This window comes from Gordonia polyisoprenivorans (assembly GCF_017654315.1).
In the GTDB taxonomy this organism is placed as follows: domain Bacteria; phylum Actinomycetota; class Actinomycetes; order Mycobacteriales; family Mycobacteriaceae; genus Gordonia; species Gordonia polyisoprenivorans_A.
Map to the genome: position 1 here is coordinate 1,342,518 of NZ_CP072203.1, position 22,484 is coordinate 1,365,001.

The 22,484-nt window shown below is 67.1% G+C and carries 21 protein-coding genes and 1 pseudogene; 16 read left to right on the forward strand and 6 right to left on the reverse strand.

From position 1 onward, the window contains the following. Positions 1-125 precede the first annotated feature (125 nt). Positions 126-884, forward strand: a complete 759-nt coding sequence (locus J6U32_RS06015; RefSeq protein WP_244332644.1) for a TetR/AcrR family transcriptional regulator — start codon at positions 126-128, stop codon at positions 882-884. Positions 885-895: 11 nt separating this feature from the next. Here the strand turns inward: J6U32_RS06015 and J6U32_RS06020 are convergent, their stop codons facing one another. Next, on the reverse strand, positions 896-2,188 hold the full coding sequence (locus J6U32_RS06020) for a hypothetical protein (protein ID WP_208793982.1): 1,293 nt from the start codon (positions 2,186-2,188) through the stop codon (positions 896-898). Positions 2,189-2,329: 141 nt separating this feature from the next. Here J6U32_RS06020 and J6U32_RS06025 point away from each other — a divergent pair, with 141 nt between their 5' ends. Genes J6U32_RS06025 through J6U32_RS06035 form a run of 3 tightly spaced genes read left to right on the forward strand, consistent with a single transcriptional unit; the run spans position 2,330 to position 5,735 of the window. After that, positions 2,330-3,595 (forward strand): aspartate kinase, encoded by a 1,266-nt coding sequence (locus tag J6U32_RS06025; RefSeq protein ID WP_006369521.1) that lies wholly within the window; start codon positions 2,330-2,332, stop codon positions 3,593-3,595. A 34-nt stretch (positions 3,596-3,629) separates the two neighbouring features. Continuing rightward, positions 3,630-4,658, forward strand: a complete 1,029-nt coding sequence (locus J6U32_RS06030; RefSeq protein WP_208793983.1) for an aspartate-semialdehyde dehydrogenase — start codon at positions 3,630-3,632, stop codon at positions 4,656-4,658. A gap of 48 nt (positions 4,659-4,706) precedes the next feature. Continuing rightward, positions 4,707-5,735, forward strand: a complete 1,029-nt coding sequence (locus tag J6U32_RS06035; protein ID WP_208793984.1) for a fused (3R)-hydroxyacyl-ACP dehydratase subunits HadA/HadB — start codon at positions 4,707-4,709, stop codon at positions 5,733-5,735. Positions 5,736-5,808: 73 nt separating this feature from the next. On the opposite strand, the gene J6U32_RS06040 is transcribed toward J6U32_RS06035, so the two are convergent. Further along, on the reverse strand, positions 5,809-6,516 hold the full coding sequence (locus tag J6U32_RS06040) for a FadR/GntR family transcriptional regulator (protein WP_208793985.1): 708 nt from the start codon (positions 6,514-6,516) through the stop codon (positions 5,809-5,811). A 154-nt stretch (positions 6,517-6,670) separates the two neighbouring features. Here J6U32_RS06040 and J6U32_RS06045 point away from each other — a divergent pair, with 154 nt between their 5' ends. The 5 genes from J6U32_RS06045 to J6U32_RS06065 all read left to right on the forward strand — a co-directional run bounded on the left by J6U32_RS06045 (position 6,671) and on the right by J6U32_RS06065 (position 12,165). Continuing rightward, on the forward strand, positions 6,671-7,186 hold the full coding sequence (locus J6U32_RS06045) for a gluconokinase (RefSeq protein WP_208793986.1): 516 nt from the start codon (positions 6,671-6,673) through the stop codon (positions 7,184-7,186). Then, a complete protein-coding gene (locus J6U32_RS06050) occupies positions 7,183-8,637 on the forward strand; it encodes a GntP family permease (protein WP_208793987.1) in 1,455 nt (484 codons plus the stop codon). The genes J6U32_RS06045 and J6U32_RS06050 overlap by 4 nt, the downstream gene beginning before the upstream one ends. A gap of 51 nt (positions 8,638-8,688) precedes the next feature. Continuing rightward, complete coding sequence (locus tag J6U32_RS06055) at positions 8,689-9,972, forward strand: lipase family protein (RefSeq protein WP_208793988.1); 1,284 nt, start codon at positions 8,689-8,691, stop codon at positions 9,970-9,972. A gap of 1 nt (position 9,973) precedes the next feature. Then, positions 9,974-11,410, forward strand: coding sequence for a hypothetical protein (locus J6U32_RS06060; RefSeq protein WP_208793989.1), 1,437 nt, complete (start codon positions 9,974-9,976; stop codon positions 11,408-11,410). 98 nt (positions 11,411-11,508) lie between these two features. Further along, positions 11,509-12,165, forward strand: a complete 657-nt coding sequence (locus J6U32_RS06065) for a hypothetical protein (RefSeq protein WP_020172516.1) — start codon at positions 11,509-11,511, stop codon at positions 12,163-12,165. A gap of 27 nt (positions 12,166-12,192) precedes the next feature. Here J6U32_RS06065 and J6U32_RS06070 read toward each other — a convergent pair whose 3' ends face one another. Beyond that, entirely contained in the window at positions 12,193-13,521 is a 1,329-nt protein-coding gene (locus tag J6U32_RS06070) for an amidohydrolase family protein (RefSeq protein ID WP_208793990.1), read from the reverse strand. Continuing rightward, a complete protein-coding gene (locus tag J6U32_RS06075) occupies positions 13,518-14,579 on the reverse strand; it encodes an isopenicillin N synthase family dioxygenase (RefSeq protein WP_208793991.1) in 1,062 nt (353 codons plus the stop codon). Before J6U32_RS06075 ends, J6U32_RS06070 begins: the two co-directional genes overlap by 4 nt. 255 nt (positions 14,580-14,834) lie before the next feature. Here J6U32_RS06075 and J6U32_RS06080 point away from each other — a divergent pair, with 255 nt between their 5' ends. The 7 genes and pseudogenes from J6U32_RS06080 to J6U32_RS06105 all read left to right on the forward strand — a co-directional run bounded on the left by J6U32_RS06080 (position 14,835) and on the right by J6U32_RS06105 (position 19,770). Then, on the forward strand, positions 14,835-15,302 hold the full coding sequence (locus tag J6U32_RS06080) for a Fur family transcriptional regulator (RefSeq protein WP_020172513.1): 468 nt from the start codon (positions 14,835-14,837) through the stop codon (positions 15,300-15,302). Between the two features lie 155 nt (positions 15,303-15,457). Beyond that, complete coding sequence (locus tag J6U32_RS06085) at positions 15,458-15,889, forward strand: organic hydroperoxide resistance protein (RefSeq protein ID WP_020172512.1); 432 nt, start codon at positions 15,458-15,460, stop codon at positions 15,887-15,889. A gap of 78 nt (positions 15,890-15,967) precedes the next feature. Then, entirely contained in the window at positions 15,968-16,450 is a 483-nt protein-coding gene (locus J6U32_RS06090; protein ID WP_020172511.1) for a Dps family protein, read from the forward strand. Positions 16,451-16,628: 178 nt separating this feature from the next. Further along, complete coding sequence (locus J6U32_RS06095) at positions 16,629-17,258, forward strand: histidine kinase (protein ID WP_208793992.1); 630 nt, start codon at positions 16,629-16,631, stop codon at positions 17,256-17,258. A 440-nt stretch (positions 17,259-17,698) separates the two neighbouring features. Next, positions 17,699-18,535, forward strand: coding sequence for an AraC family transcriptional regulator (locus J6U32_RS27255; protein ID WP_244332645.1), 837 nt, complete (start codon positions 17,699-17,701; stop codon positions 18,533-18,535). Continuing rightward, positions 18,492-18,590, forward strand: a pseudogene (locus tag J6U32_RS27810) (AraC family transcriptional regulator); the annotation flags it as partial. The gene J6U32_RS27255 and the pseudogene J6U32_RS27810, both read left to right, overlap by 44 nt. A 208-nt stretch (positions 18,591-18,798) precedes the next feature. Then, entirely contained in the window at positions 18,799-19,770 is a 972-nt protein-coding gene (locus J6U32_RS06105; RefSeq protein WP_244332647.1) for an AraC family transcriptional regulator, read from the forward strand. Positions 19,771-19,997: 227 nt separating this feature from the next. Here J6U32_RS06105 and J6U32_RS06110 read toward each other — a convergent pair whose 3' ends face one another. Then, positions 19,998-21,392 carry an IS1380 family transposase gene (locus J6U32_RS06110; protein WP_026920371.1) on the reverse strand — a complete coding sequence of 465 codons (1,395 nt, stop codon included), beginning with the start codon at positions 21,390-21,392 and terminating at the stop codon, positions 19,998-20,000. A 649-nt stretch (positions 21,393-22,041) separates the two neighbouring features. Then, complete coding sequence (locus J6U32_RS06115) at positions 22,042-22,464, reverse strand: hypothetical protein (protein ID WP_006373128.1); 423 nt, start codon at positions 22,462-22,464, stop codon at positions 22,042-22,044. Positions 22,465-22,484 lie beyond the last annotated feature (20 nt).

A 22,484-nucleotide genomic window follows, 5' to 3' on the forward strand; every position in this document is an offset into this window, starting at 1 on the left:
GCTCCGTATCTGGGGTCTGGGTATCTGGTGTCCGGATTCTTCCATCCGGGGACGAGGTGGATGTGGCGTTCGCGTCGTCGCGGATCGGCTCCCGCGTACGACGTACGCTCATTGACGGTACGGATATGGGTACGCTGTACGCAAGTGGAAAATTCCCAGTGCGGGGTGAGGGGAGCGTGGTGGTGGCCCAGCCGGTCCAGAAGCTGACGTCGTCGGCGATCGTCGAGGCAGCCATCGTCGTCGCCGACCGCGACGGGCTCGACGCGCTGTCGATGCGCCGGATCGCCGACGAACTCGGCGTCGGCGCGATGTCGCTGTACCGGCACATCGCCGACAAGGACGCGCTGCTACACGCCATGGCCGAGGAGATCGGCACCCGGTTTCCGTATCCGGTGCAGGATTGCTCACCCACGTGGCGCGAGCGCATCGAGATCGCCGTCGACGTCGACTGGGCGCTCTACCAACGCCATCCATGGGTGGTGCTCGCGTATGCGACGCCGCGCTATGCCTTCGGGACCGAGTCACTGGCCGGTCTCGATTGGCTCATCGCCGGATTCGTCGACGTCGGCGTCGGGCACGTGCGGGCGGCGGAGATGGCCCTGGCGTTCTGGTCCTTCGTGAACGGCGTCGCGCTGGCCGCCGTCGGCGAACAGCTTCTCAGTGAGCAACTCCGGCGCCCGGGTGCGGAGGCGTCGCCGTCACCGGCCGGCGGTCTGGCCGACCTGATCGCCGGGCGGCTCGCCGTCGACCCGACGACCCTGCCGCAGCTGGCCGCCCTCGCAGGCAACCCGGACGCGACCCGACTCTCGGACCCACGAGCGGTGCTCGACGCCGGGCTTCGCGTGCTGTGTGCGGGTTTCGCCGCTGAAGTGTCGGGTGGCTGAGAGTCCCGAACCTACATGGCGTGCGGGTACACCGTCAGCATGTGCGCCCCGAACCACGAACTGGCCAGGACGATCGGCACCATCACGGCCACCCCGATCGCCGGGCGGGCCCGGGCGAGGACGATGGCCAGCGGCAGGAGCAGCACGAACGCCGGCAACAGCAGCCGGGGCCGGCTCATCATGAGACCACTCGACGCCACGATCGACGCCGTCACCAGGACACCGTAGGTCAGGACCGGCCACGGCAACCGGGCCCAGAGTGCCACCACCACCATCACCAGCGTCGCGACGATGATCCACGACGTCGCGACCGGTGCCACCTCGCCGGAGTTCACCAGTTGATCGTTGACGAAGGTGAATGCCGCGACGCCCCAATCGAAACGGGTGTCCCAGCCCTGGGTCTGGATCGTGAACCATCCTGTCGGTGAGCCGGTCTGGGCCCACACCACGGCCAGGTAACCGAGGTAGCCGAGCGGGCTGAGGATCACCGCGAACCAGGCGCGGGCGGTCGTCCACCCCGACCACGGTGACTCAGACCGGCCGAACAGGTCGATCAGCGCGGCCAGCATCACCACCCCGATGACGACGACAGCGGTCGGGCGCACTGTCCCGACCAGGCACGCGCAGATCCCGGCGAGCACCCACCGCCGTTGCAGCACCCCCACCAGCGCCCAGATGCTCAGCGCACAGAACAGGGTTTCGGTGTAGGCCATGTTGAGGACCACCGACATCGGGGTCGCGGCGAAGATCGCGACGAGATACAGCCCGACGCGCCGGGCATATGGGTCACCCGCGTCGGTGTGGTCGAGAGTGGCGAGCATCGGTGTCCGCCCGGCCATCCGCTCCACGCACAGCACACCCAACCGCGCCGTCCCCACCGCGGCCACGCATCCGAGCACCAGATTCAGTAGTACGGCGGCACCGAACGGACTGACGAAGGGAAGGTGGGCGAGTGCTCCCACGGCGTACGGATAGCCGGGAAAGAAGGCGAAGGCGGTGTCGGCGGTGTGATAGCCGCGGGCGTCGGTGAGCTCGACGGGCACACCGTCGTATCCGTGCTCGGCGATCGCGAGCATCCATTTGCCGTCCCACGCCGACAACGACTCCCGCAGCGACGAGCCGCGCAGCGCGTCGAACCGCGCCAGCACGAGAATCCCGACGGCGCGAATCAGCAGGTAGATGCCGATCGGCGCGAGCCACGACCGCCACTCGGGGGTGGGCAGTGCGCTCGCTGCCGACGCGTGCGTCGGTTCGACGGGGTCGGGTGTGCGCGCGTCGCGGCCGACGGCACTCGTGGTGGACACGCAGAGATGGTAGGTCAGCGACCTGTGGAAAGTGCGACCTGCAGGAGGGCGCCGAGCGGCGGCTGCGAGGTGCACGAGCGTCGCCGGTAAGGTTGTCCCGGCAAACAACGCATCGACACACCTTGCAGGAGGGCAGCCGACGTGGCACTCGTAGTGCAGAAATATGGCGGATCCTCGGTCGCCTCGGCCGAGCGGATTCGTCGTGTCGCCGAGCGCATCGTCGAAACCAAGAAGCAGGGCAACGACGTCGTGGTGGTCGTCTCCGCGATGGGTGACACCACCGATGAGCTGCTCGATCTGGCCCAGCAGGTGAATCCGGCGCCTCCGGCCCGCGAGATGGACATGCTGTTGACCTCCGGTGAGCGCATCTCCAACGCGCTGGTGGCGATGGCGATCAGTTCGCTCGGCGCGCAGGCGCAGTCGTTCACCGGCTCGCAGGCTGGGGTGATCACCACCAGCAGCCACGGATCGGCCAAGATCATCGACGTCACTCCCGGGCGCGTCCGCGCGGCGCTCGACGAGGGCAAGATCGTGCTGGTCGCCGGCTTCCAGGGTGTCTCGCAGGACACCAAGGACATCACCACGCTGGGCCGCGGCGGCTCGGACACCACCGCCGTCGCGCTCGCCGCGGCGTTGGAGGCCGACGTCTGTGAGATCTACACCGACGTCGACGGCGTCTACACCGCCGATCCGCGCATCGTGCCCGACGCCCGCCGGCTCGAGACCGTCTCCTTCGAGGAGATGCTGGAGATGGCCGCGTGCGGCGCCAAGGTCCTGATGCTGCGGTGCGTGGAATACGCCCGCCGATACAACGTTCCCGTTCACGTGCGCTCGTCGTACTCGACCAAACCCGGCACGATGGTGGCCGGATCGATGGAGGACATCCCCGTGGAAGAAGCGATTCTCACCGGCGTCGCGCACGATCGCAGCGAGGCCAAGATCACCGTCGTCGGCCTCGAGGACCGGCCGGGCTACGCCGCCAAGGTGTTCCGCGCGGTCGCCGACGCCGAGATCAACATCGACATGGTGCTGCAGAACATCTCCAAGGTCGACACCGGCAAGACCGACATCACCTTCACCCTGCCGCGTGAGCTCGGGCCGCTCGGCGTGGAGAAGCTGACCAAGCTGCAGCAGGAGATCGGGTTCACCGAGGTCCTCTACGACGATCACATCGGCAAGGTGTCGCTGGTCGGCGCGGGCATGAAGAGCCATCCCGGCGTCACCGCCACCTTCTGTGAGGCGTTGAGCGAGGCCGGCATCAACATCGAACTCATCTCCACCTCCGAGATCCGGATCTCGGTGCTGTGCCGCGACACCGAACTCGACGACGCGGTGCGCGCGCTGCACGCGGCGTTCGATCTCGGTGGCGACGAGGAAGCCGTCGTCTACGCGGGAACGGGGCGGTAAGAGACATGGGCGAGCGAAGCGACGGGAGATTGTGATGGGACTTTCCATCGGAGTCGTCGGGGCGACCGGGCAGGTCGGCGGCGTCATGCGAACCCTGTTGGCGGAGCGCAAGTTCCCCGCCGATTCGGTGCGGTTCTTCGCGTCGTCGCGCTCGGCGGGCAAGAAGCTGCCGTGGGGTGACGGCGAGATCGTCGTCGAGGACGCCGCGACCGCGGATCCGTCGGGACTCGACATCGCACTCTTCTCCGCGGGGGCAACGATGTCGCGCGAGCAGGCGCCGCGCTTTGCCGCCGCCGGAGTGACCGTCATCGACAACAGCTCCGCCTGGCGCAAGGATCCCGATGTGCCGCTGGTGGTTTCGGAGGTCAACGGCGAACTCGCCAAGAACCCGCCGAAGGGCATCATCGCCAACCCCAACTGCACCACCATGGCCGCGATGCCGGTGCTCAAACCGCTGCACGATGCGGCGGGTCTGCAACGGTTGATCGTCTCGTCGTATCAGGCGGTGTCGGGTAGCGGGCTGGCCGGCGTCGAGGAACTGGCGTCGCAGTCGCGCGCGGTGATCGATGACGTCGAAAAACTGGTCTACGACGGGTCGTCCGTCGACTTCCCGGCACCCGACAAGTACGTCGCGCCGATCGCCTTCGACGTGATCGCACTGGCCGGGGCGTTGGTGGACGACGGGTCGGGGGAGACCGACGAGGATCAGAAGCTGCGCAACGAATCCCGCAAGATCCTCGGACTGCCCGAGTTGCTGGTGAGTGGTACGTGCGTGCGAGTGCCGGTGTTCACCGGGCACTCGCTGTCGATCAATGCCGAGTTCGCCGAGCCGCTCTCGCCGCAGCGTGCGAGGGAGATCCTCGCCGGCGCAGCGGGGGTCGAGGTCGTCGATGTTCCGACGCCGCTGGCCGCCGCGGGCCGCGACAACTCGCTGGTCGGTCGCATCCGTGCGGATCCGGGTGCCCCGGACGGGCGGGGGCTGGCACTGTTCGTCTCCGGCGACAACCTCCGTAAGGGCGCGGCGCTCAACACGATTCAGATCGCCGAACTGCTCGTCCCGTAGCGGGCGCACGATCATCCCCTCACCCCTTCGACCGTAAGGCGTTGCGCCATGTCCGCACCCGACTCCCCGTCCCTCGACTCGCGGCTGGGGCATTACTACGTGATCGACGAGCCGTACCTGGTCGGTCGCGAGAAGGTGCGCGAGTACGCGCGTGCGGTGCAGGACTACCACCCGGTGCACCGGGACGAGAAAGCCGCTGCGCAACTGGGGTATTCGGGTGTGGTGACGCCGTTGACCTTCACCTCGATCCCGGCGATGGCCGCCAACCGCGACCTGTTCGAGTCGGTCGTCGTCGGCTACGAGACCTATGTGCAGACCGAGCAGGTCTTCGAGCAGCATCGGCCGATCGTCGCCGGTGACGAACTGACCACCGACGTCGAGTTGTCCTCTGTTCGGCGGGTGGCCGGACGCGACCTCATCACCGTCACCAACACCTTCACCGACGCCCACGGCGAGGTGGTGCACACGATGCACACCACCGTGGTCGGGGTGACCGCCGACGAGGTGGACCCGGGGATCTCCGATGCGGTGCGCAGCATCATGGTGCACGACGTCAACATGCTCTCCGCCGAGCAGTCGGATGCGGAGTATCACAAGACGGTGCGACCCGAAGGCGAGCAACACATCTCGACCGGAGGTGTCGACCGTGAGCCGGGATCGTTGCGGTTCGAGGACCTCTCGGTCGGCGACGAACTCCCGACGCGTCACGCCCGGCTGTCCCGCGGGGATCTGGTGAATTACGCGGGGGTGTCCGGTGACGGCAACCCGATTCACTGGGACGAGTCGATCGCGAAGCTGGCCGGGCTGCCCGACGTCATCGCGCACGGCATGCTGACCATGGGTCTCGGCGCGGGTTTCGTCTCCTCCTGGTCGGGTGATCCGGGTGCGGTGACCCGTTATTCGGTGCGCCTGTCGCAGGTGGCGGTGGTCTCGGCCGCCGAGGGCGGCGACATCGAGTTCAGCGGGCGGATCAAGTCCCTCGACGCCGAGACCCGCAGCGGCGTGGTGATCATCGTCGCGAAGTCCGGCGGCCGCAAGATCTTCGGGCTGGCGACGATGAACGTGCGCTTCGCCTGACGGCCGGAATCCCCGACGCCTGGAATCCCTGACGACCGAAAGGGCAACGCGCCCAGGATATGTGGTGGGCGGGTCAGCTGCGCTCGTCGGCGACCGCTTGCGCCGCCTCATCGATGATTGCGCGCATGGCGTTCTCGGCGGCATCGGGTTCGCCGAGCCGGATCGCGCGGGCGACGTCGTCGTGCAGTGCGATGGCCGCGGGGTTGGGCCGGGCGGGCATCATGCCGTGATGGGTACGGCCGGTGAGGACCTCGCCGACCACCCCGGTCAGTGCCCGGAACATCTCGTTACCGCTGGCCTCGAGGAGGCCGCGGTGAAAGATCTTGTCGGCCAACAGGTAGGCGTCGAGGTCTCCGGTCCGTCCGTGCACGGCCATGTCGGAGGCCGCGGCGGCGAGTACGCGGCACTGGTGTTCGTCGGCGCGCCGGGCGGCCAGTGCGGCCGCGGCGGGCTCGATACCCCGGCGTAGTTCGGACAGCGTCAGCAGGAAGGCGGCGCGATCGGCGCCGTCGAGGCGCCACCGGATCAGTCGCGGATCGAACACACTCCAGCGGGTTCGGGGCTGCACGGTGATCCCCACGCGTCGCCGCGACGCGACGAGTCCCATCGATTCGAGTACGCGGATCACCTCGCGAGCCAGGGTGCGGGACACCGCGAACTCGGTCCCGATCCCGTCGAGGGTCTCCACGGCGCCCTCGGGCAGATCGCCGGAGGCGATGCGCACCCCGAGTTCGGTGAGCACCTGTTCGTGCCGATCGGTGGCGGCAGTGGTCTCGGTCACCCAATCATCTTCTCATTCGTGGGTGTCAATCGCTAAGCGCTGCTGTTTAGGGTCGTGCGATACATATAAGACGACGATTGGAAGCCGGTGCTTGCAATAGTCATATCTTTGAGGCACCCTATGTGACCAGTGGCACAGCAGCAGAGGAGCAGGCATGGGGTCACCGGTGGTGGTCATGGGAGTATCCGGATCGGGAAAGTCGACGGTCGGCGCCGCGTTGGCGCAGCGCCTGCGGGTGCCGTTTGCCGACGCCGACGACTTTCATCCGCAGTCGAACATCGACAAGATGACGGCCGGTCACGCGCTGACCGACACCGATCGGCAGCCGTGGCTCGACCTCATCGGGGACTGGCTCGGTGAGCACGGCGACGGCGGGGTGATGAGTTGTTCGGCGCTCAAGCGCGCCTACCGCGACCGGTTGCGCAGCCACTGCCCAGACACGGTTTTCGTCCACCTCGACGGGCCGCTCGAGGTGATCGCGCGGCGGCAGGCGTCCCGGCCTGGGCACTTCATGCCGACGTCGCTGCTGCACTCACAGTTCGACATCCTCGAGCCGCTCGGGTCCGACGAGCGTGGAGTCATTGTCGACGTCGACCAGCCCGTCGACGCCATCATCGACCGCATCGCCGCCGCACCACTGATCGCCGACGCCACCGGAGGCGCCCGATGAACACGCTCACCGTCCTCGCCGTCGAGACGACACTGCCCGACCCGGTCGGCTCCGGCTGGCATCTCGTCGTCGCCGCGCTCGCGGGCATCGCCGTCATCGTCGCCCTCATCACGTGGGCCAAGGTCCATCCTTTCCTCGCCTTGATCGCGGGTGCGGGCACAGTGGGAATCGTTGCCGGCGAGGCGGTTCCGAAGGTCATCGATTCGTTCACCGCGGGCTTCGGATCGACTGCGGCCGGGGTTGGCATCCTCATCGTGCTCGGCGCGATGTTCGCCAAACTGCTCGCCGATTCCGGCGGTGCCGACGAGATCGTCGACACCATCGTCGGCCACGCCGGGCCGCGGATGCTGCCGTGGGCGATGGCCCTCGTGGGTGCGGTCATCGGGCTGCCGATGTTCTTCGAGATCGGCCTGGTGTTGTTGATGCCGGTCATCTACCTCGTCGCCCGGCGCTCGGGTCTCGGCCTGATCCCGATCGGTATCCCGGCGCTCGCCGGACTCTCGGCCATGCACGGCTTCGTCCCGCCGCATCCCGGACCGCTCGTCGCCATCGACGCACTCCATGCCGATCTCGGCCTCACCTTGGCTCTCGGTGTGGCCGTGGCGATTCCGACCATCATCGTTGCCGGTCCGCTGTTCGGCATGCTGGCCGGGCGATGGGTCGTCATCGACGCGCCCCGCACCTTCGACGCGGACCCGGGTACCGTCGGCGCCCGCTCCGAGAGTTCCCCGGAGGAGTCCGAATCAGATTCCGGCGCAACACCTTCGGCACGATCACCCAAGGGGCCGGGATTCGGCCTCACCCTCGCGACGGTCCTGCTGCCGGTGGTGCTGATGCTCGGCAAGGCCATCGCCGAGATCGTCGTCGACGACGACGGTCAATGGATTCGCAGGATTCTCGACGTGCTCGGCACGCCGTTGGTCGCACTGCTGATCGCCGTCGTCGTCGCGATGTTCACCCTCGGCCGCCGATCGGGCATGACCCGCGACACCCTGTCGTCCTGTGTGGGATCGTCGCTGCCGCCGATCGCGGGCATCCTGTTGATCGTCTCGGCCGGCGGCGGCTTCAAACAGGTCCTCGTCGACACCGGCATCGGCACGCTGCTCGCCGACTGGGCATCGGCCGCCAACATCTCGGTCATCCTGCTCGGCTGGGTGCTCGCCGCACTCATTCGCGTCGCCACCGGATCGGCCACCGTCGCGACCATCACCGCGTCGTCGTTGATGCTCGGACTCGTCGACGGGCTGAGTTCGGGCCAGGTGTCGCTGGTGGTTCTGGCGATCGGCGCGGGCTCGGTCTTCCTCTCACACGTCAACGACGCCGGATTCTGGCTGGTCAAGGAGTATTTCGGGATGAGTGTCGGGCAGACCTTCAAGACCTGGTCGGCGATGGAGACGATCCTGTCGGTGACCGGACTGATCGTGGTGTCGGCGCTCGGCCTCGTGATCTGAGGGTGACCGGGCTCTACCCCGCGAGGTTACTGTGCGGTAGCTTACCTAGCCATGAGACGAATTCGGGGATTGAACTCATCACGACGAACCTGGGGGATTCGGGGTGCGGCGGTGCTCACCGCCGGCGCGCTGGCCGCCACCGGAGCGAGCCTGGCAGCACCGTCGGCCCAGGCCGCCGACTTCTACACACCGCCCGCGCACTTCGCGAGCGCACCGGGATCGATCATCCGCAGCGAACCGTCACCGCTGCTGCTGCAGATCCCCGGCATCCCGAACCAGTGGCCGGGTACCGCCAAGCGCGTCATGTACACCTCGGAATACCAGGACGGCTCGCCGGCCGCGGTGACCGGAACCGTCGTCGAACCGACCGCACCGTGGCGCGGCAAGGGGCCACGACCGACCGTCGTGCTCGGCCCCGGCACCGTCGGGCAGGGTGATCAGTGCGCCGGGTCGAAGCTCATGTCGTTCCCGTTGGCGATCGATCCGAGCAAGCCGTCGATCGCGGTGAACTACTCGGGTCTGGAGATGAACCTCCTGCTCATCAACGGTGTGCGCGTGGCGATCACCGACTACATCGGGATGGGCACACCCGGCATCCACACCTACGTCAATCGCCTCGAATCCGGCCACGCCATGCTCGACGCCGCGCGCGCTGCGCTGAAGATCGCCGGAGCGCCGGCGAATTCACCGGTCGCGTTCTCCGGCTACTCGCAGGGCGGTGGTGCGGCGGCATCGGCGGCCGAGCTCGCCTCGACCTACGCACCCGACCTCGACGTCAAGGCCACCTATGCCGGCGCCCCGCCCGCAGACCTGTCGAAGGTGATCGACCGCATCGACGGCACCGCGATCTCCGGTGCCATCGGCTACGCGATCAACGGCCTCGAAGCCCGGTACCCGGCGCTCAAGACCGTCGTCGACCGGCAGACCAACGCGGCCGGACACACTGCGCTGCAACGGTTGTCGACGCAATGCATCGGTGACACGATCCTGTCCTACGGATTCCAGCGAACCAACTCCTGGACCCGCAGCGGGCAACCCTTGTCGGCGATCGTCAACGCCGATCCGCAGGTCCGCAAGATCGTCGGTGACCAGCTGATCGGCAAGCTCAAGCCCAACGCCCCGGTGTTGCTCGAGGGCGGGATCAACGACGACGTCATCCCGTACGACCAGGTCGCCCAGCTGTATCGGGACTGGAAAGCCCAGGGCGCCACCGTGTCCATGGTCACCAACACCATCCCGCCGATCTTCCCGGGACTGGTGGTGAACCACGCACTGCCGATGCTCACCACACTGTTGCCGGCGACGAATTTCCTCCTCACCGAACTCACCAGGTGACATGACGGGCCGACGGATTCGGGCGGCAGCGGTCGTTGCGCTGGCCGCCGGCATGGTGTTCGCCGGCGCGGGTCGCGCGGCGGCGGACCCGCCGCCCGATCCGGGGCCGCCGATCCTCGGTCCCGTCGGCACATCGTTGATGCACGGGGACCTCGAGTCCACCGACTCCACGCCTCACCCCGGACCCGGCCGCGACGCCCGACTGCTCGCGTCGTCGGTACCGGGTGCCGCGTGCGCGGCGACCTTCATCGGCAGCGACGGCATGCCGGTCTCGTTGTGCACCAGATACATCGGTGTACCTGGAGACCGGTCTGCCGCCGGGTTCGCCGTTCCGTCGGTGACGCTGTTCGATCCGGCATCCGCCACACCGCTGGCGTCGGTTCAACTGGCCAAGGGCGGATTGCTCGGCGGGGTGTACGGCTACCTCGACGGCCGTGACCGGGTGGTCGTCGCCGACGGCTCGAACGCGATCCTCTTCGTCGCCCACCGGCACACCGCCCGCGGGTGGCAGGTGTACGTCGACGACCGGATCGACGTGTCCGGGCACATCCCCGCCGGTGACTCGATCACCGGCCTGGCGCCGGATGGGTTGGGCCGCATCTGGTTTGCGACCACCCACGGTGTGATCGGGACCGTCGACACCGACCGTCGGGTGCACTCGGTGCACCTGCCGTCCGGCGAGGACCTCGGCAACGGACTCAGCGTCCGCCCCGGTGGCGTCTCGGTGCTCACCACGCACGCGCTGTACGAGATGTGGGCGACCCCGGGTGCTGCGCCGCACACGATCTGGCGACAGGCCCACGACCGCGGCCCGGCACGCAAACCCGGCCAGCTCACGTGGGGATCGGGCACGACGCCAACGTATTTCGGTCCCGGCGGGCACGGCTGGGTGGCCATCGTGGACAACGCCGCGCACCGCCCGTCGCTGATCGTGCGAGACAGCGACACCGGGCGGCTCGTGTGCACGATGCCTGCCTTCGGCACGTCCGGTCAGGGCACCGAGAACTCGCCGATGGCGTGGGGTGACTCACTGGTCATCCCCAGCACCTATGGCTATCAGTACCCGCCGATGGCGGTGTCGGGGCCGTCGATCCCGGCGACTGCGGGCTTCATCGGCGGGTCGACCCGCATCGACGTGACCGCGCGCGGCTGTCATCGGGTCTGGGAGAACAACGACCGCCTCGCGTCGTTGCCGAAGCTCTCCCGCGCCGACGGCCTCATCCACGGCCTCGGATACGGGCCGTATGTGCCGGGGGCGATCCAGCAGAGCGGGCCGGTCGACTACATCGCGAGCGACTTCGCCACCGGCCGGCGGGTGGTCACCCGGCAGGTCGGCACCGCGCCGATCGACGAGCCGCTGGAACTGACGGGCACCATCGCTGCCGACGGCACGTTGTGGCAGGCGACGGTCGGTCACATGCTCAAGATCGGCCGCTGAGGTCCGGTGCTCGTCGGCCGGCCTCGCGGTACCACCCTCCCCGTGTCCCCTGACCAGGTGCGCCGTCGCGTCGACGCGACGAGTGTCACAATGCGACCATGATCGATCCCACCTCCGAGGACCCCGACCGCAGGCCGTCGCAGGCCGAGCTCGACGCGCAGGACCTCGCGGAACTGCAGCGGACCTCGGCCGACCGGGACCGGGCCAACCTGTACCCGAAGCCGCCCACCGCGCCCGGACCCGCCCCCGCCGCGTTGGCACTCCACGCCCGGGTGGCCTTCTGGGGAGCGGCCGCGGCCGGGCTGGTGTGCGTCGTGTACGGGGCGATCAACCTCGGAGCGATCAGAGATCTTCTCCGTGATCGGATGCTCGCCGACGCCGTGGCCACGCCGAAGGGGCAACCCAACGCCGGTCAGATCGACACCTTCGCGTCGGTGCTGCCGGTCGCCGGGTTGATCATCACTGTGCTGTTCCTTCTCGGCGCATATCTGTTCCTCCGGGCCGCGGCCACCCATCACAGCCGCAACTGCCGCAACTTCTTCCTCACGATCGTCGTCCTGAACCTGATGTGCATCCCGGTGGGACTCGATCTGTTCTTCCGCTATCCGAGCCTGTGGTCGGGGACCGTGGTACTCGGATGGATTCAGTTCGCGTTGCTGCTGGTGTCGGCGGTCATGACCCTGCGCCGTGTCGTCGACCGCTGGTTGCCCGAGTCGACCCGGATGCGCCCGACGCGAATGCTGCGGGCCCGGTAGGGAACTCACCGCGCCCGCAGCCACCGGTCACCCGGCGGTCGCGGCGATCAGCTCCTTGGTGAACTCGGCCTCGTCGACGCGCGTGCTGCGGCCGTCGGCGACGACGATCTCGCCGTCGACCATCACCGTGTCCACCAGACGCGGGGAGCCGGTGGTCAGAAGCGAAGCGCCCGGATCGCGGACGGGGAGTGTGGCGTAATCCCGGTCGAACCGCAGGAGCGTCAGATCGGCGGGGGCGCCGACGGCGACGCCGCCGATCGATTCGGGGAGTCCGAGCGCGACATTGGCACCGCCGCAGGCGATGTCGAGCATCGTGGCGTTGTCCATCAGATCCGCACGCCGATGCACCGCCCGCTGCACATAGGCGCCGATGCGCAGCGTCTCGAGCATGTCCTGGGTGTCGTTGCTGGCCGCGCCGTCGACACCGAGCCCCACGGCGAGGCCTCGATCGAGCATCGCAGGCACCGGCGCGACGCCACTGCCGAGCCGCATGTTGGACAACGGGTTGTGCGAGATCGCCACACCGCGGTCGGCGAGCAGCGCCTGCCCGTACTCGTCGAGTTCCACACAGTGCACCGCGAGCACCCGGTCCCAGAGGAAACCCCCGCGATCGAGGTAGTCGACGGCGCCGACACCGGCGTGCTCACGGCACATCACATCGTCGGTGGGTGTCTCCAGCAGATGGATGGAGACCGACAGGTCACGCTCCTGGGCGAACTCACGCAGCGTCGTCATGCCCGGCTCGGTGAGCGATCGCGGATTCGGGACCGCGAGGGCGATCGAGATCGACGATCCGTCGACCTGTGCCCGTAGGTGATCGATGTGGTCGAGGATCTCGTCGAGGGGTTGCATGAGCCGCGGCTCGAAGCCCCACTTGCGGGTGGCGTCAGCCCGATCGGCCACCCCACGTCCGAGCAGTGCGCGAATCCCGGTGTCGCGCAACGCCGCGATGACCGCGCCGTGGACCTCATCGGACGGATGGGGCCACATGTGCTCGACGACGGTCGTCGTGCCCGACCGGAGACTCTCCAAGCAGGCGGCCACCGCCGCGAGATACGCCCGCTGCGGTGTGATGGCCACCGACTGCTCGCCGATGGCCAGCAGCCACTCCAGAAGTGGTGTGCATTCGGCGATTCCGCGCATCAGCGACTGCTGCAGGTGGGTGTGGGTGTTGACGAAGCCGGGGATGAGTACCGCGGGCGGTCCGGTGTCGGGGGAGGCGGTGGTGTCGGTGATCGCACTGACGACCCCGGCGGCCACGTACACGTCCTGGTGGGCGACCCACGTGCCGCCCACGCGGACGGTGACGTCGGTGAACGCCCGGTCGCCGGCCGGCGATCCGTTCGGGGTGGTCATCGACGACCCTTCGTGGCGTCGAAGTTGGCCGAAAGACGTTGGGCGATATAGTCGGCGGCGGTGATCGGCGGATACTTGCCCGCGGCGCTCACGATCAACACGTCGGTGTTGGCCTGCGCGAAGTAGGCGATGGTGTAGCGCGGGCCCTGGTACTCCCCGCGTCGCGGTGCGCGCACCCGATGGAAGTTCGACGGCAGGGCGTCGTCGGACCATCGCATCAGCATGTCACCGATGTTGCAGGTGATGGCCTCGTCCGAGGGCTCGACGGGAGTCCATGCCTGGCTGTCGGTTTCGGCTCCCGGTAGCACCTGTAGACCGCCCTGTCCCGATCGCTGGAACAGCAGGGTCAGCACGTCGAAATCGGTGTGCGCGCCGGCCCGCCAGATGTTGGGCTTGTCGAGCAACTCGTCGGGGAAGGGGTAGTAGTGCAACAGTCGCAGCGTGCTCTGATAGGTATCGACGGCCGGATCGTGTGCACGCGTGAAGAACTCGCGATCGAAGCCGAGCTTGTCGGCGAAGCAGCCGAGCAGATCCATGGCGATCCGCCGGCACCGCGACTCGAAATCGTCCAGGGTACTGCGGAATCCGGCGAGCTCGTCCTCGGTGGGCCACAATCCGTCCATGCGCGGACGGGTGAACTGGTAGGACTCCTTCTGATCCGGGGTGCCGACCGACGGCCGCACCTGGTTCATGAACTCCCAGCCCGCGTTCTGTCCCTTCTTCAGGGGATAGCGCTCCTTGACCTCCCGCGGCAGTGCGAAGAACCGTTCGGACATGGCGAACGCATGATTCACCACGGACATGTCGATGCCGTGATCGACGATCTGGAAGAACCCGATATCGGTTGCGGCCGACCAGAGTTGCTCGGTGATCTCGGCGCGGCGGGCGGCGAAATCGGCCAGGGAGATCTGGCGGACCTCACGGTCGGTGGTCTCGGTGCCCGCACCACCCATCTGCGACTCCCGGGCGAGTTCGGCCATCGGGGTGGCCGGGATGTGGGTGGGATCGGTACGGATGGCAGACGCGTGGATGTCGACGGTGGTCGTCGTGTCGCTCATGGTGTGACTCTCTCGGTGGTGATGAGACGGTGTGCGCTTTTCGACGCCGGCCACGTGAGAGAGGAGTTGGCCGACGGACGCGAACAATCGGCTTCTTGCCGATTGCTACACACGATCTCGTGCAGAAGACGATACGACAGCTTCGGCCGACCCGCCATCCGAGCGGGCCGTACCCGGAAAGGTTAGGCATACCTGCATTATTTTGGAGTTGATCCAATAGTTGGAGTTAATCCAGAAAAGCGCTACACTGGGGTCATGCCCGAGATCGATGACGTCATCCCCGCGCAGCTGCATCAGCAGTTGCGCGGAGCGGGCATGCGCGTCACCGCACCGCGGGTCGCGGTGCTGCAGTTCGTTCACGGGCACCCGCACTCGACCGCCGACGTCGTGGCCTCCCATGTGCGGGACCACCTCGGCGGCGTATCGACCCAGACGGTCTACGACGTGCTGCGCACGTGCGCGGACAAGGGGCTGCTGAGACGGATCGAGCCCGCGGGTTCGGCCGTCCGCTACGAGACCCGGACCGGCGACAACCATCACCACCTGGTGTGCCGGGTTTGTGGGGAGATCACCGACGTCGACTGTGTCGTCGGCGCGGCACCGTGTCTGAATCCCGACCACGACCACGGCTACCTCGTCGAGGAAGCCGAGATCACCTTCTGGGGGTTGTGTCCGCGATGCCGGGGCGCAGCGCCGGCGTCCGTCGAACCCGAGGGGCCGTGACCCGACGCCGGGAATTCTCGCCGAATTCACCGCTTCGGGAACGAAGAGTCGTCGAGAATGGTTGCAGAGCAAGGTAGTTCGACAACACCCGGCAATCCGCTCGATCCAGTACGTCCAACAGCCGTCCACGGACGGCCGACAACTGAGGAGACATCATGGCAATCGAACCCGCATACAGCATCTCGTCCAAGGCCAGTGGCGGTGGCCGCGACGGAGAAGTGGTCTCCGCGAGTGGTCAGATCGACCTCGAACTGCGTCCGCCGAAGGAACTCGGTGGCAGCGGCGACGGCAGCAACCCGGAGGAACTATTCTCCGCCGGCTATGCCGCCTGCTTCCTCGGCGCCCTGCGCGCCACCTCCAAGCAGGCCGGTACACCGGCCCCCGACGACGCCACCGTCACCGTGACCGTCGGGATCGGCAAGGACGAGTCCGACGGCGGCTTCGGGCTCGTCGTCGACATCGAGACCTACCTGCCCGGCCTCGACGAGGCGAAGGCCAAGGAACTCGCGGAGCAGGCCCACGCCTTCTGCCCGTACTCCAAGGCCACCAAGGGCAACATCGATCACCACCTGACGGTCCGCGTCTGAGGGCGCCGCGACACCACCGCATCACCGCGTACCCTCGGCCACCAGCCGGGCGGCCGCACCACAGGAAGGAGTCACACCATGACTGCACTGTCCACCCCCATCACCAGCACCCTGAGTGATGAGCAGAAAGAGATCACCGGCAAGGCCCTCCAGGAGACCCTTGTCGACCTGATCGATCTGTCACTGATCGCCAAGCAGGCCCACTGGAACGTCGTCGGCGCCCAGTTCCGGTCGGTGCACCTCGAACTCGACGAACTCGTCAGCGTCGCTCGCGAATTCACCGACGCGGCCGCCGAGCGTGCCACGGCCATCGGCGTCAGCCCGGACGGGCGCGCCGAGACCGTCGCCAAGACCGCCGCTACCAAGGGCTTCGGCGAGGGCTGGACCAAGGACGCCGACGTCGTGGTCTCGATCGTCGAGAACCTCAAGGCCGTCATCGCCGGTCTGCGCGAGCGCATCGACGTCACCGAGGATGCCGACCCGGTCACCCAGGACCTGCTCATCGGCTTCGCCTCGAAGCTCGAGCAATTGCACTGGATGTGGCAGGCGCAGGTGGCCTGAGGGCCCCGATACCCGGTGGAGGCGAGGGCGACAGCCTGGTCCTCGGCTCCACCGATCACGACGACGGACCCCGCCCATGTGGCGGGGTCCGTCGTCGCATCCGGGTAGGGGCATCTCCGCGGACAGCACCCGACCGCTGTGACCTGACGCACGTCGCCGAGTGCGGCGGCGGTAGCGTGTGGGCGTGGAGTACTGGGGAGTCATGGCGGGGATCGGACTGCTGGCCGTGGTCGTCGCGGGCGTTGCCTTCGTCCGCTACCGCGATCGGGAAACAGAACAGCTTCGGCGCGGCGCGTCATTGGCCGGTGAGCTGCGCGCCCTGGCCGCCGGTGATGCGGTGCGACTGGCCGCGGTCGAGGAATACGAGACCTCGCTCTATCAGCGACTGTTCTACGTCTCGACGGTGTCGCCGCGGGTGCGCAGCGCCGTGTGGTGTCTGCTCGCGGCGGTCCTCTCGGCCGCCGGTGCCCTGGCGACACGCGGTGACGGTCTGGCGCTGACGATCGTGCACTGGGCAGCGTTGTTCCTCGCGGTCGTCTTCGTCCTCGCGACCCTGTTCTTCGCGGGTCTGGCCGCATTCCAGGCGGCCACCACCCCGCGCGTGTCCTTCGCCGAGTCCTATGCGAGCGACAGTGCTGCTGGTTCCGACGCCGCAGATTCCGGTGCAGCAGGCCCTGATACCGTCGTCTCGGACGCTGACACACCGGCGGACGCCGACGCGCCGGCTACCGAAAAGGCGACCGCCGAAAAGGCGACCGCCGAAAAGACGACCGCCGAAAAGACGACCACCGAACAGACGGCCACCTAAAAGGCCTCCCCCACCCTCATGACTTGTCGAATTCCGTGAATTCGTGCATCAGTCCGGGACAATAATCGGACAATTCGTGCCATGTTGTGGCACTTTCGCTGCGCCGTCGGTCCGATGTCGTGGTCGGTTGACAAGATGGCGCGCACCGTCATCCGTTCGGGGGAAGCCTGCCGGATTCCGTACTTCTCACCTGCGCTTTCGGCGCTTCGCGCCTGTGCTGCGCCCCGGTCCGAGACGGGCTGTGAGGGGTATGTGAGAGTTCCCTTTCCACGGTTCCACGCTGGTGGAGAAAGCTCGTGGTGGTGCGGTTGGATTGGTGGTGCGGTTGGATATCGCCATGACGCTCCGTGTGCCGAGGCCGGCCAAGAGCCACGGCAAGGACCGCCCGCGCACCCCTGGGCTGCGCTGTGGGATGCAGCGACGGGAGAAAGGCGGGAACGGTGACGACGCGCGAAGGGTCGGCTGAGCCCGAGTCCGCGGGGCTGACACCGGTCGCGGTTCAGACGTGGCTGGCGCGGATCGGCGCCGACGACCTCCTCGGTGCCAGCCCGACGCGCTACATCCGGCGCAGCGGCGCCGAGGGAATCGCCAACTACATCCCGGCACTGCATATCACCACCGACGATCCGGGCGCGTTCGACGAGATCGTCTTCTGGCGACCCCTGCCCGGGATGTTGGTCTACGCGCTGATCCGGACCCCGTCCACCATGGCGCGCACCCCGGAGATCATCGCCGAGTACCCATCGCCCTATGTCGTGGTCGGCACACAGTCGATGCCCGGCGGGGGCACCTTCACCCAGGCCGGCAGCAGCCACCCCTATCGGGCGCCCGCGCACATCGTGATCTTCGACAACAACGAGCCGTACCAGCAGACCTCCGAGGAGGTCGCCGATCTCGCAGGTGTCTGGATTCCCGTCGAATCACTGGGCAGAGACTCGTCGGCGTCCCGATCGCCCCCCGTGGTCACCGGGACGCCGTTGGCCTGTGCGGCTGCGGCGTTCATTCGCAACTTCGCGGTCGACGTCGCCGCACGCGGTGCCGATGTGGACCTCGACACGGGAACTGGCCGTGATCGACCTCGTCCGGGCGATACTCGCCCGCAGGCAGGCCGATCAGTCGCCCGACCGCGTCTGCACCGACCCGGTGTACGTGCGCGAGGCCACGCGGGCATTGATCGATCATCATTTCCGAGATCCGGAGTTCAGCGCGGAGACGATCGCGAAGACCCTGCACATGAGTCGGCGACATCCGTATCGCTACTTCGGCGACACCGATGACTCGCCGGCCACGATGATCGCGACGCGCCGCCTGGAACGCGCGCGCGAACTGCTGGCCTACCGCGAGGGTGCGGGCCTGGATTCGATCGCCGCCGCATCTGGCTTCCATCAGCGGCGACCTTGCGCAATCGATTCCGTGCGGCATTCGCCGTCGCTCCGAACGAATACCGTCGCTCGCTCGCCGACAGCCGACGTGCGAGCACTGATGGTGCGGGGCGTGGTGACCCGAGGTCGGTCTCGGGGTCGACGACGCGGGCGATGCGGTGCGCCTGCGTGGGCAGGCCGGCGCGTCGAATCTCGTGTGCGCGCGAGTCGTCGGCGACGCGCTGGCCTTCGATCTCGTTCTCGCGGCGCGGCCCTTGCGTCACCTGCATGCGTACTGTGCGCTCGTCGCGCCGGGTGTGTTCGAACAGGATGGACGACACCGAGATCACCGACGCACGGTCGACTCCGAACCCGGTGTTGCCGTTCTGGTCACCCGTTTCTCCGGGTCGATCACCATCCGTCGCGGCGAGGAACAGACCACGTACGGTCCCGGACAACTCGTCGTGTACCCCCTTGTGGAGCCGGCGGTGATCGAGGTCACGGGTCCGGCGGACCCGGCCGGGGTGGTGATCCCCGTCGAGAGTCTGGGCGAGGAGTTCGGGCGGCGAACCGTCCGCGTCCAGACCCTGCTGAGCCGGGCCACCGCGCAGTTCGTGCGCGAACTGGCCCTCTCGTCGCTGACACGGGCGCCGTCGTTCGATCCCGACGTCGAACTGGCGGCGATCGATCTTGTGCGCGCCGTTCTCGACAACCAGCGCACAGATCTGTTTCGGGTCCGCGACAATTCGCTGGTGATGCGGGCGGCGGTCGACGACCTCATCGCACGCCGCCACACCGACCCCACCTTCGGTGTCGCCGACATCGCCCGGGAACTCAACATCAGCAGGCGTCATCTATACCGGCATTTCACCGACTCGTCGAAGTCGTTGTCGGACTTGATCTCCGAGAGGAGAATCGCCCGCGCGCAGGGTCTGTTGGTGGCGCCGCAACGACACACGTTCGCCGAAATCGCCGCCGCCAGCGGATTCGGCTCGGCCGCCACCCTGCGCAGCAGATTCCGGACCGAACTCGGTCTGACCCCGGCAGAGTATCGACGGCAGATGACCGTCGTCGCCGACTCGACGCCGCCGACGCGGAGGCCGGGACGGCCGATCCTCGATCCCGCCGAGGACTCCTCGCTGGTTGACTGAGCCCTCGTCGCGCGCAGGCGATCGTGCAGTCCTTCGCCGAGTCCTCTGTGAGCTAGCCTCGATGTTTCGCGGGGTGACGCTCGCCGCGTGAGTTGGTCCGGTGGGGTGGTCTGAGGACCGGATTCCGGACCGGGGCCGTGAGTGTGTGGCCGAGCGTCGGTGGGCGTCGGGGTTCACGGCCCCGAAGTGCGTTGTCCTTTCAGTCGGTGGTCAGGTTGGCCAGCGGGTCAGCCGGGGTTGGGAAGTGCTGCGAGTCGGGTGAGTCCGTCGAGTAGCAACTGGAGGTGGGGTGCGGTGGCGGCGAGTTTGAGTCGGGTCCGTCGCGCGTGACGGGTCAGTCGGGCGGCGATCGAAAAGATTTGTAGTCGTAGCCGTTTGGGTTCCCACCGTCGGGCTGGGGTGGTGTCGAAGGCGAGCATCTGTGTCCAGGCGATCACCTCGCACGCGAGCGCGATGATGGCACACCAGATGCGGTTCTGATCGAACCCGTGTAGCGGAAGGTTCGTCAGTCCGCAGTCTTTGGCGGTGCGGATGCGGTCCTCACAACGCGCCCGCCGCCGGTGGCGCAGTTCGAGCTCGGCCAGCTGGCCGCGGGGTGTGTTGGTGGCGAACGCGGTCAGTCGCATGCCGTCGGAGTCGGTGAACCGCAACTGCGCCCCCGGATGCGGGCGCTCCTTCCTGACGATCACCCGCATGCCCTCGGGCCAGCCCGAAAGATCCAGCATGCCCGTCAATTCCGCCACCCACGCCCCGTCGCGTTCGACCCCGTCGGCGTCGTAGGCCGGCGTCCACGCCTGCGGCGACAGTCGGTCGATGATCTCGGCGATGGTGTCGGTGAGTCCGAATCCGACCGAGTAGGCCAGCCGCCGTCTGGTCAGATAGTCGAGGAATTCGTGGGTACCGCCGGCCGAATCGGTACGGATCAACACGGCTTTGCCCACCCGGTAACCATCGATGCCGGGTACTTGGGCCAGGGCCTGCTCGACGACGGCGATGTGATCGGCGGCGGTGTTCGACCCGGCATTACCTGGCCGCAACATGATTGCGAGGGGTTCCCCTGTGCCGGCGGCTTGGTGGTCGGCGAACGCGCATAGCGGGTGAAAACCAAACCCTTTCTTCCAGTTTGGGGTGGCGTGCTCTTTGTCGGAGTGTGCGGTCACCAGCGTCGCGTCGAGGTCGATGATCAACGGATGCCGCACACCGCGGTCATGGTTAGGGGCTGCGGTGCCGGCCGCGGTCCACGCCTGCGCCCGCGCGGCGGCGCGAGCAGCGTTGATCGCCGACAAGGCGGCCGGTGCGTCGGTGGCCAGCGTGGAGATCAGCCGCGACACCGTCGGATCCGAGGCGACCGGCCCGAACACGCCCGGATCCGCACGGACGTGGTTGATATCAGCCAAGCAATCGCCGCCCAGGGCGACCGCGATGGCGAGGTCGAGCAGGATCTTGCCCGGATCGTGAGTGGCCAGAGGCTTGCGCCACGGCGCCAACACCGTCGACAATCCGCTGATCAGACCGGTTTTCTCGGCGCACCGCAGCAGGACCGTCGCCCCGGCGTGCGACACCACCCCGCTTCCGGAACCATCTACAGACAACGACGGGTACCACGACGTACACTTACTCACCTGAATGGTGCTCCTCGAACTGGTCCGATTGATACCTTCGCAAGTTCAATCATCCCAGGTCAGGGCACCATTCTTTATTCACGACACGAAATCACCGTGAAAGGCCGAGGCTAGTTTGAGTGTGCAGAGTCACCTCGCTCATCGCTCAGAACAGGTCCGACGAGCGACAGTGAGCTCTATCCATTCGTTCAAGACACGAGAGTGCTTCGGACGTCTTGCCGGTGGTAACCCCTCGGCCCGCAATGAACAGAGCGAACGCTACTTCGTCACGTGTTCCCACACCAGTGAGACGTCTGCCCTCGCAGCCTGGAGAGTGGCAATCACATGTTCAAGAATTGACACTGGGATATTTATTGTCCGTGGGGTGGTGTGGTCGCTGATGAGTAGGGCGACGTCTTGGTTGGTGAGTTCGCTATCGGCTCGCTGTATGGTCTTGACCGTTGTTGCGATTTCCATGCCGCGATACTCGCTCCGTCTGGTGGCCCACCACGTCTCCGTTGTTCCGTCCGAGTAATCGGATGCGCGTTCGGAAGTGAGCGTCATGGCTGAGGGTCGGAGTGTGTGAATTCTCCGGTCTTTGGAGTGTCGATCGATATATTCCTTGTCAGACCGAGTGGTGACTGTGGCCATGGTCTGTCCTTTGCCAAGGTCACGAAGGGCGCCCTTCGCGGCTGCGTGTGGGTGGGTCGATGGTGTGGTCTGTCACCATATCGTCACGGGCGTGGCTGAGCTTCTTGGCTTCTTGCCTGGAGTGTTTGAGGTCGCGGCGTGCAGCGTGGCCGCGTCGAGACGATCGTCGGGCCCCGACCAGGATCGTTGCGATCCCGAGCATTGCGATGGCTCCGAGTACGACTCCGTAGAGCAGCAAGGTTCCAGTTGAGCCGGTGATGTGGTAGCCGAGAACAGAGAAACTGTCGGGGGCCAACGTATGTGTGGTGCCGCTATTGGTTGCGACGCTGGCGATAATCACGATAACAGCAGCGAGGAGAATGATCGCCCCGACGATAACAATCATGATGATGCCGCCGTGTGTGCTGTACGCATTGCCGACGATGGCTTTGCGTACCGGCATTTGGGCGCTCTTGGTGAGAC

Coding starts and splice junctions, on each gene's coding strand:
- J6U32_RS06015 (WP_244332644.1), top strand. CDS start 126: ATGGGTACGCTGTACGCAAGTGGAAAATTCCCAGTGCGGGGTGAGGGG.
- J6U32_RS06030 (WP_208793983.1), top strand. CDS start 3,630: ATGGGACTTTCCATCGGAGTCGTCGGGGCGACCGGGCAGGTCGGCGGC.
- J6U32_RS06035 (WP_208793984.1), top strand. CDS start 4,707: ATGTCCGCACCCGACTCCCCGTCCCTCGACTCGCGGCTGGGGCATTAC.
- J6U32_RS06045 (WP_208793986.1), top strand. CDS start 6,671: ATGGGGTCACCGGTGGTGGTCATGGGAGTATCCGGATCGGGAAAGTCG.
- J6U32_RS06050 (WP_208793987.1), top strand. CDS start 7,183: ATGAACACGCTCACCGTCCTCGCCGTCGAGACGACACTGCCCGACCCG.
- J6U32_RS06055 (WP_208793988.1), top strand. CDS start 8,689: ATGAGACGAATTCGGGGATTGAACTCATCACGACGAACCTGGGGGATT.
- J6U32_RS06060 (WP_208793989.1), top strand. CDS start 9,974: ATGACGGGCCGACGGATTCGGGCGGCAGCGGTCGTTGCGCTGGCCGCC.
- J6U32_RS06065 (WP_020172516.1), top strand. CDS start 11,509: ATGATCGATCCCACCTCCGAGGACCCCGACCGCAGGCCGTCGCAGGCC.
- J6U32_RS06070 (WP_208793990.1), bottom strand. CDS start 13,521: ATGACCACCCCGAACGGATCGCCGGCCGGCGACCGGGCGTTCACCGAC.
- J6U32_RS06075 (WP_208793991.1), bottom strand. CDS start 14,579: ATGAGCGACACGACGACCACCGTCGACATCCACGCGTCTGCCATCCGT.
- J6U32_RS06080 (WP_020172513.1), top strand. CDS start 14,835: ATGCCCGAGATCGATGACGTCATCCCCGCGCAGCTGCATCAGCAGTTG.
- J6U32_RS06085 (WP_020172512.1), top strand. CDS start 15,458: ATGGCAATCGAACCCGCATACAGCATCTCGTCCAAGGCCAGTGGCGGT.
- J6U32_RS06090 (WP_020172511.1), top strand. CDS start 15,968: ATGACTGCACTGTCCACCCCCATCACCAGCACCCTGAGTGATGAGCAG.
- J6U32_RS06115 (WP_006373128.1), bottom strand. CDS start 22,464: ATGCCGGTACGCAAAGCCATCGTCGGCAATGCGTACAGCACACACGGC.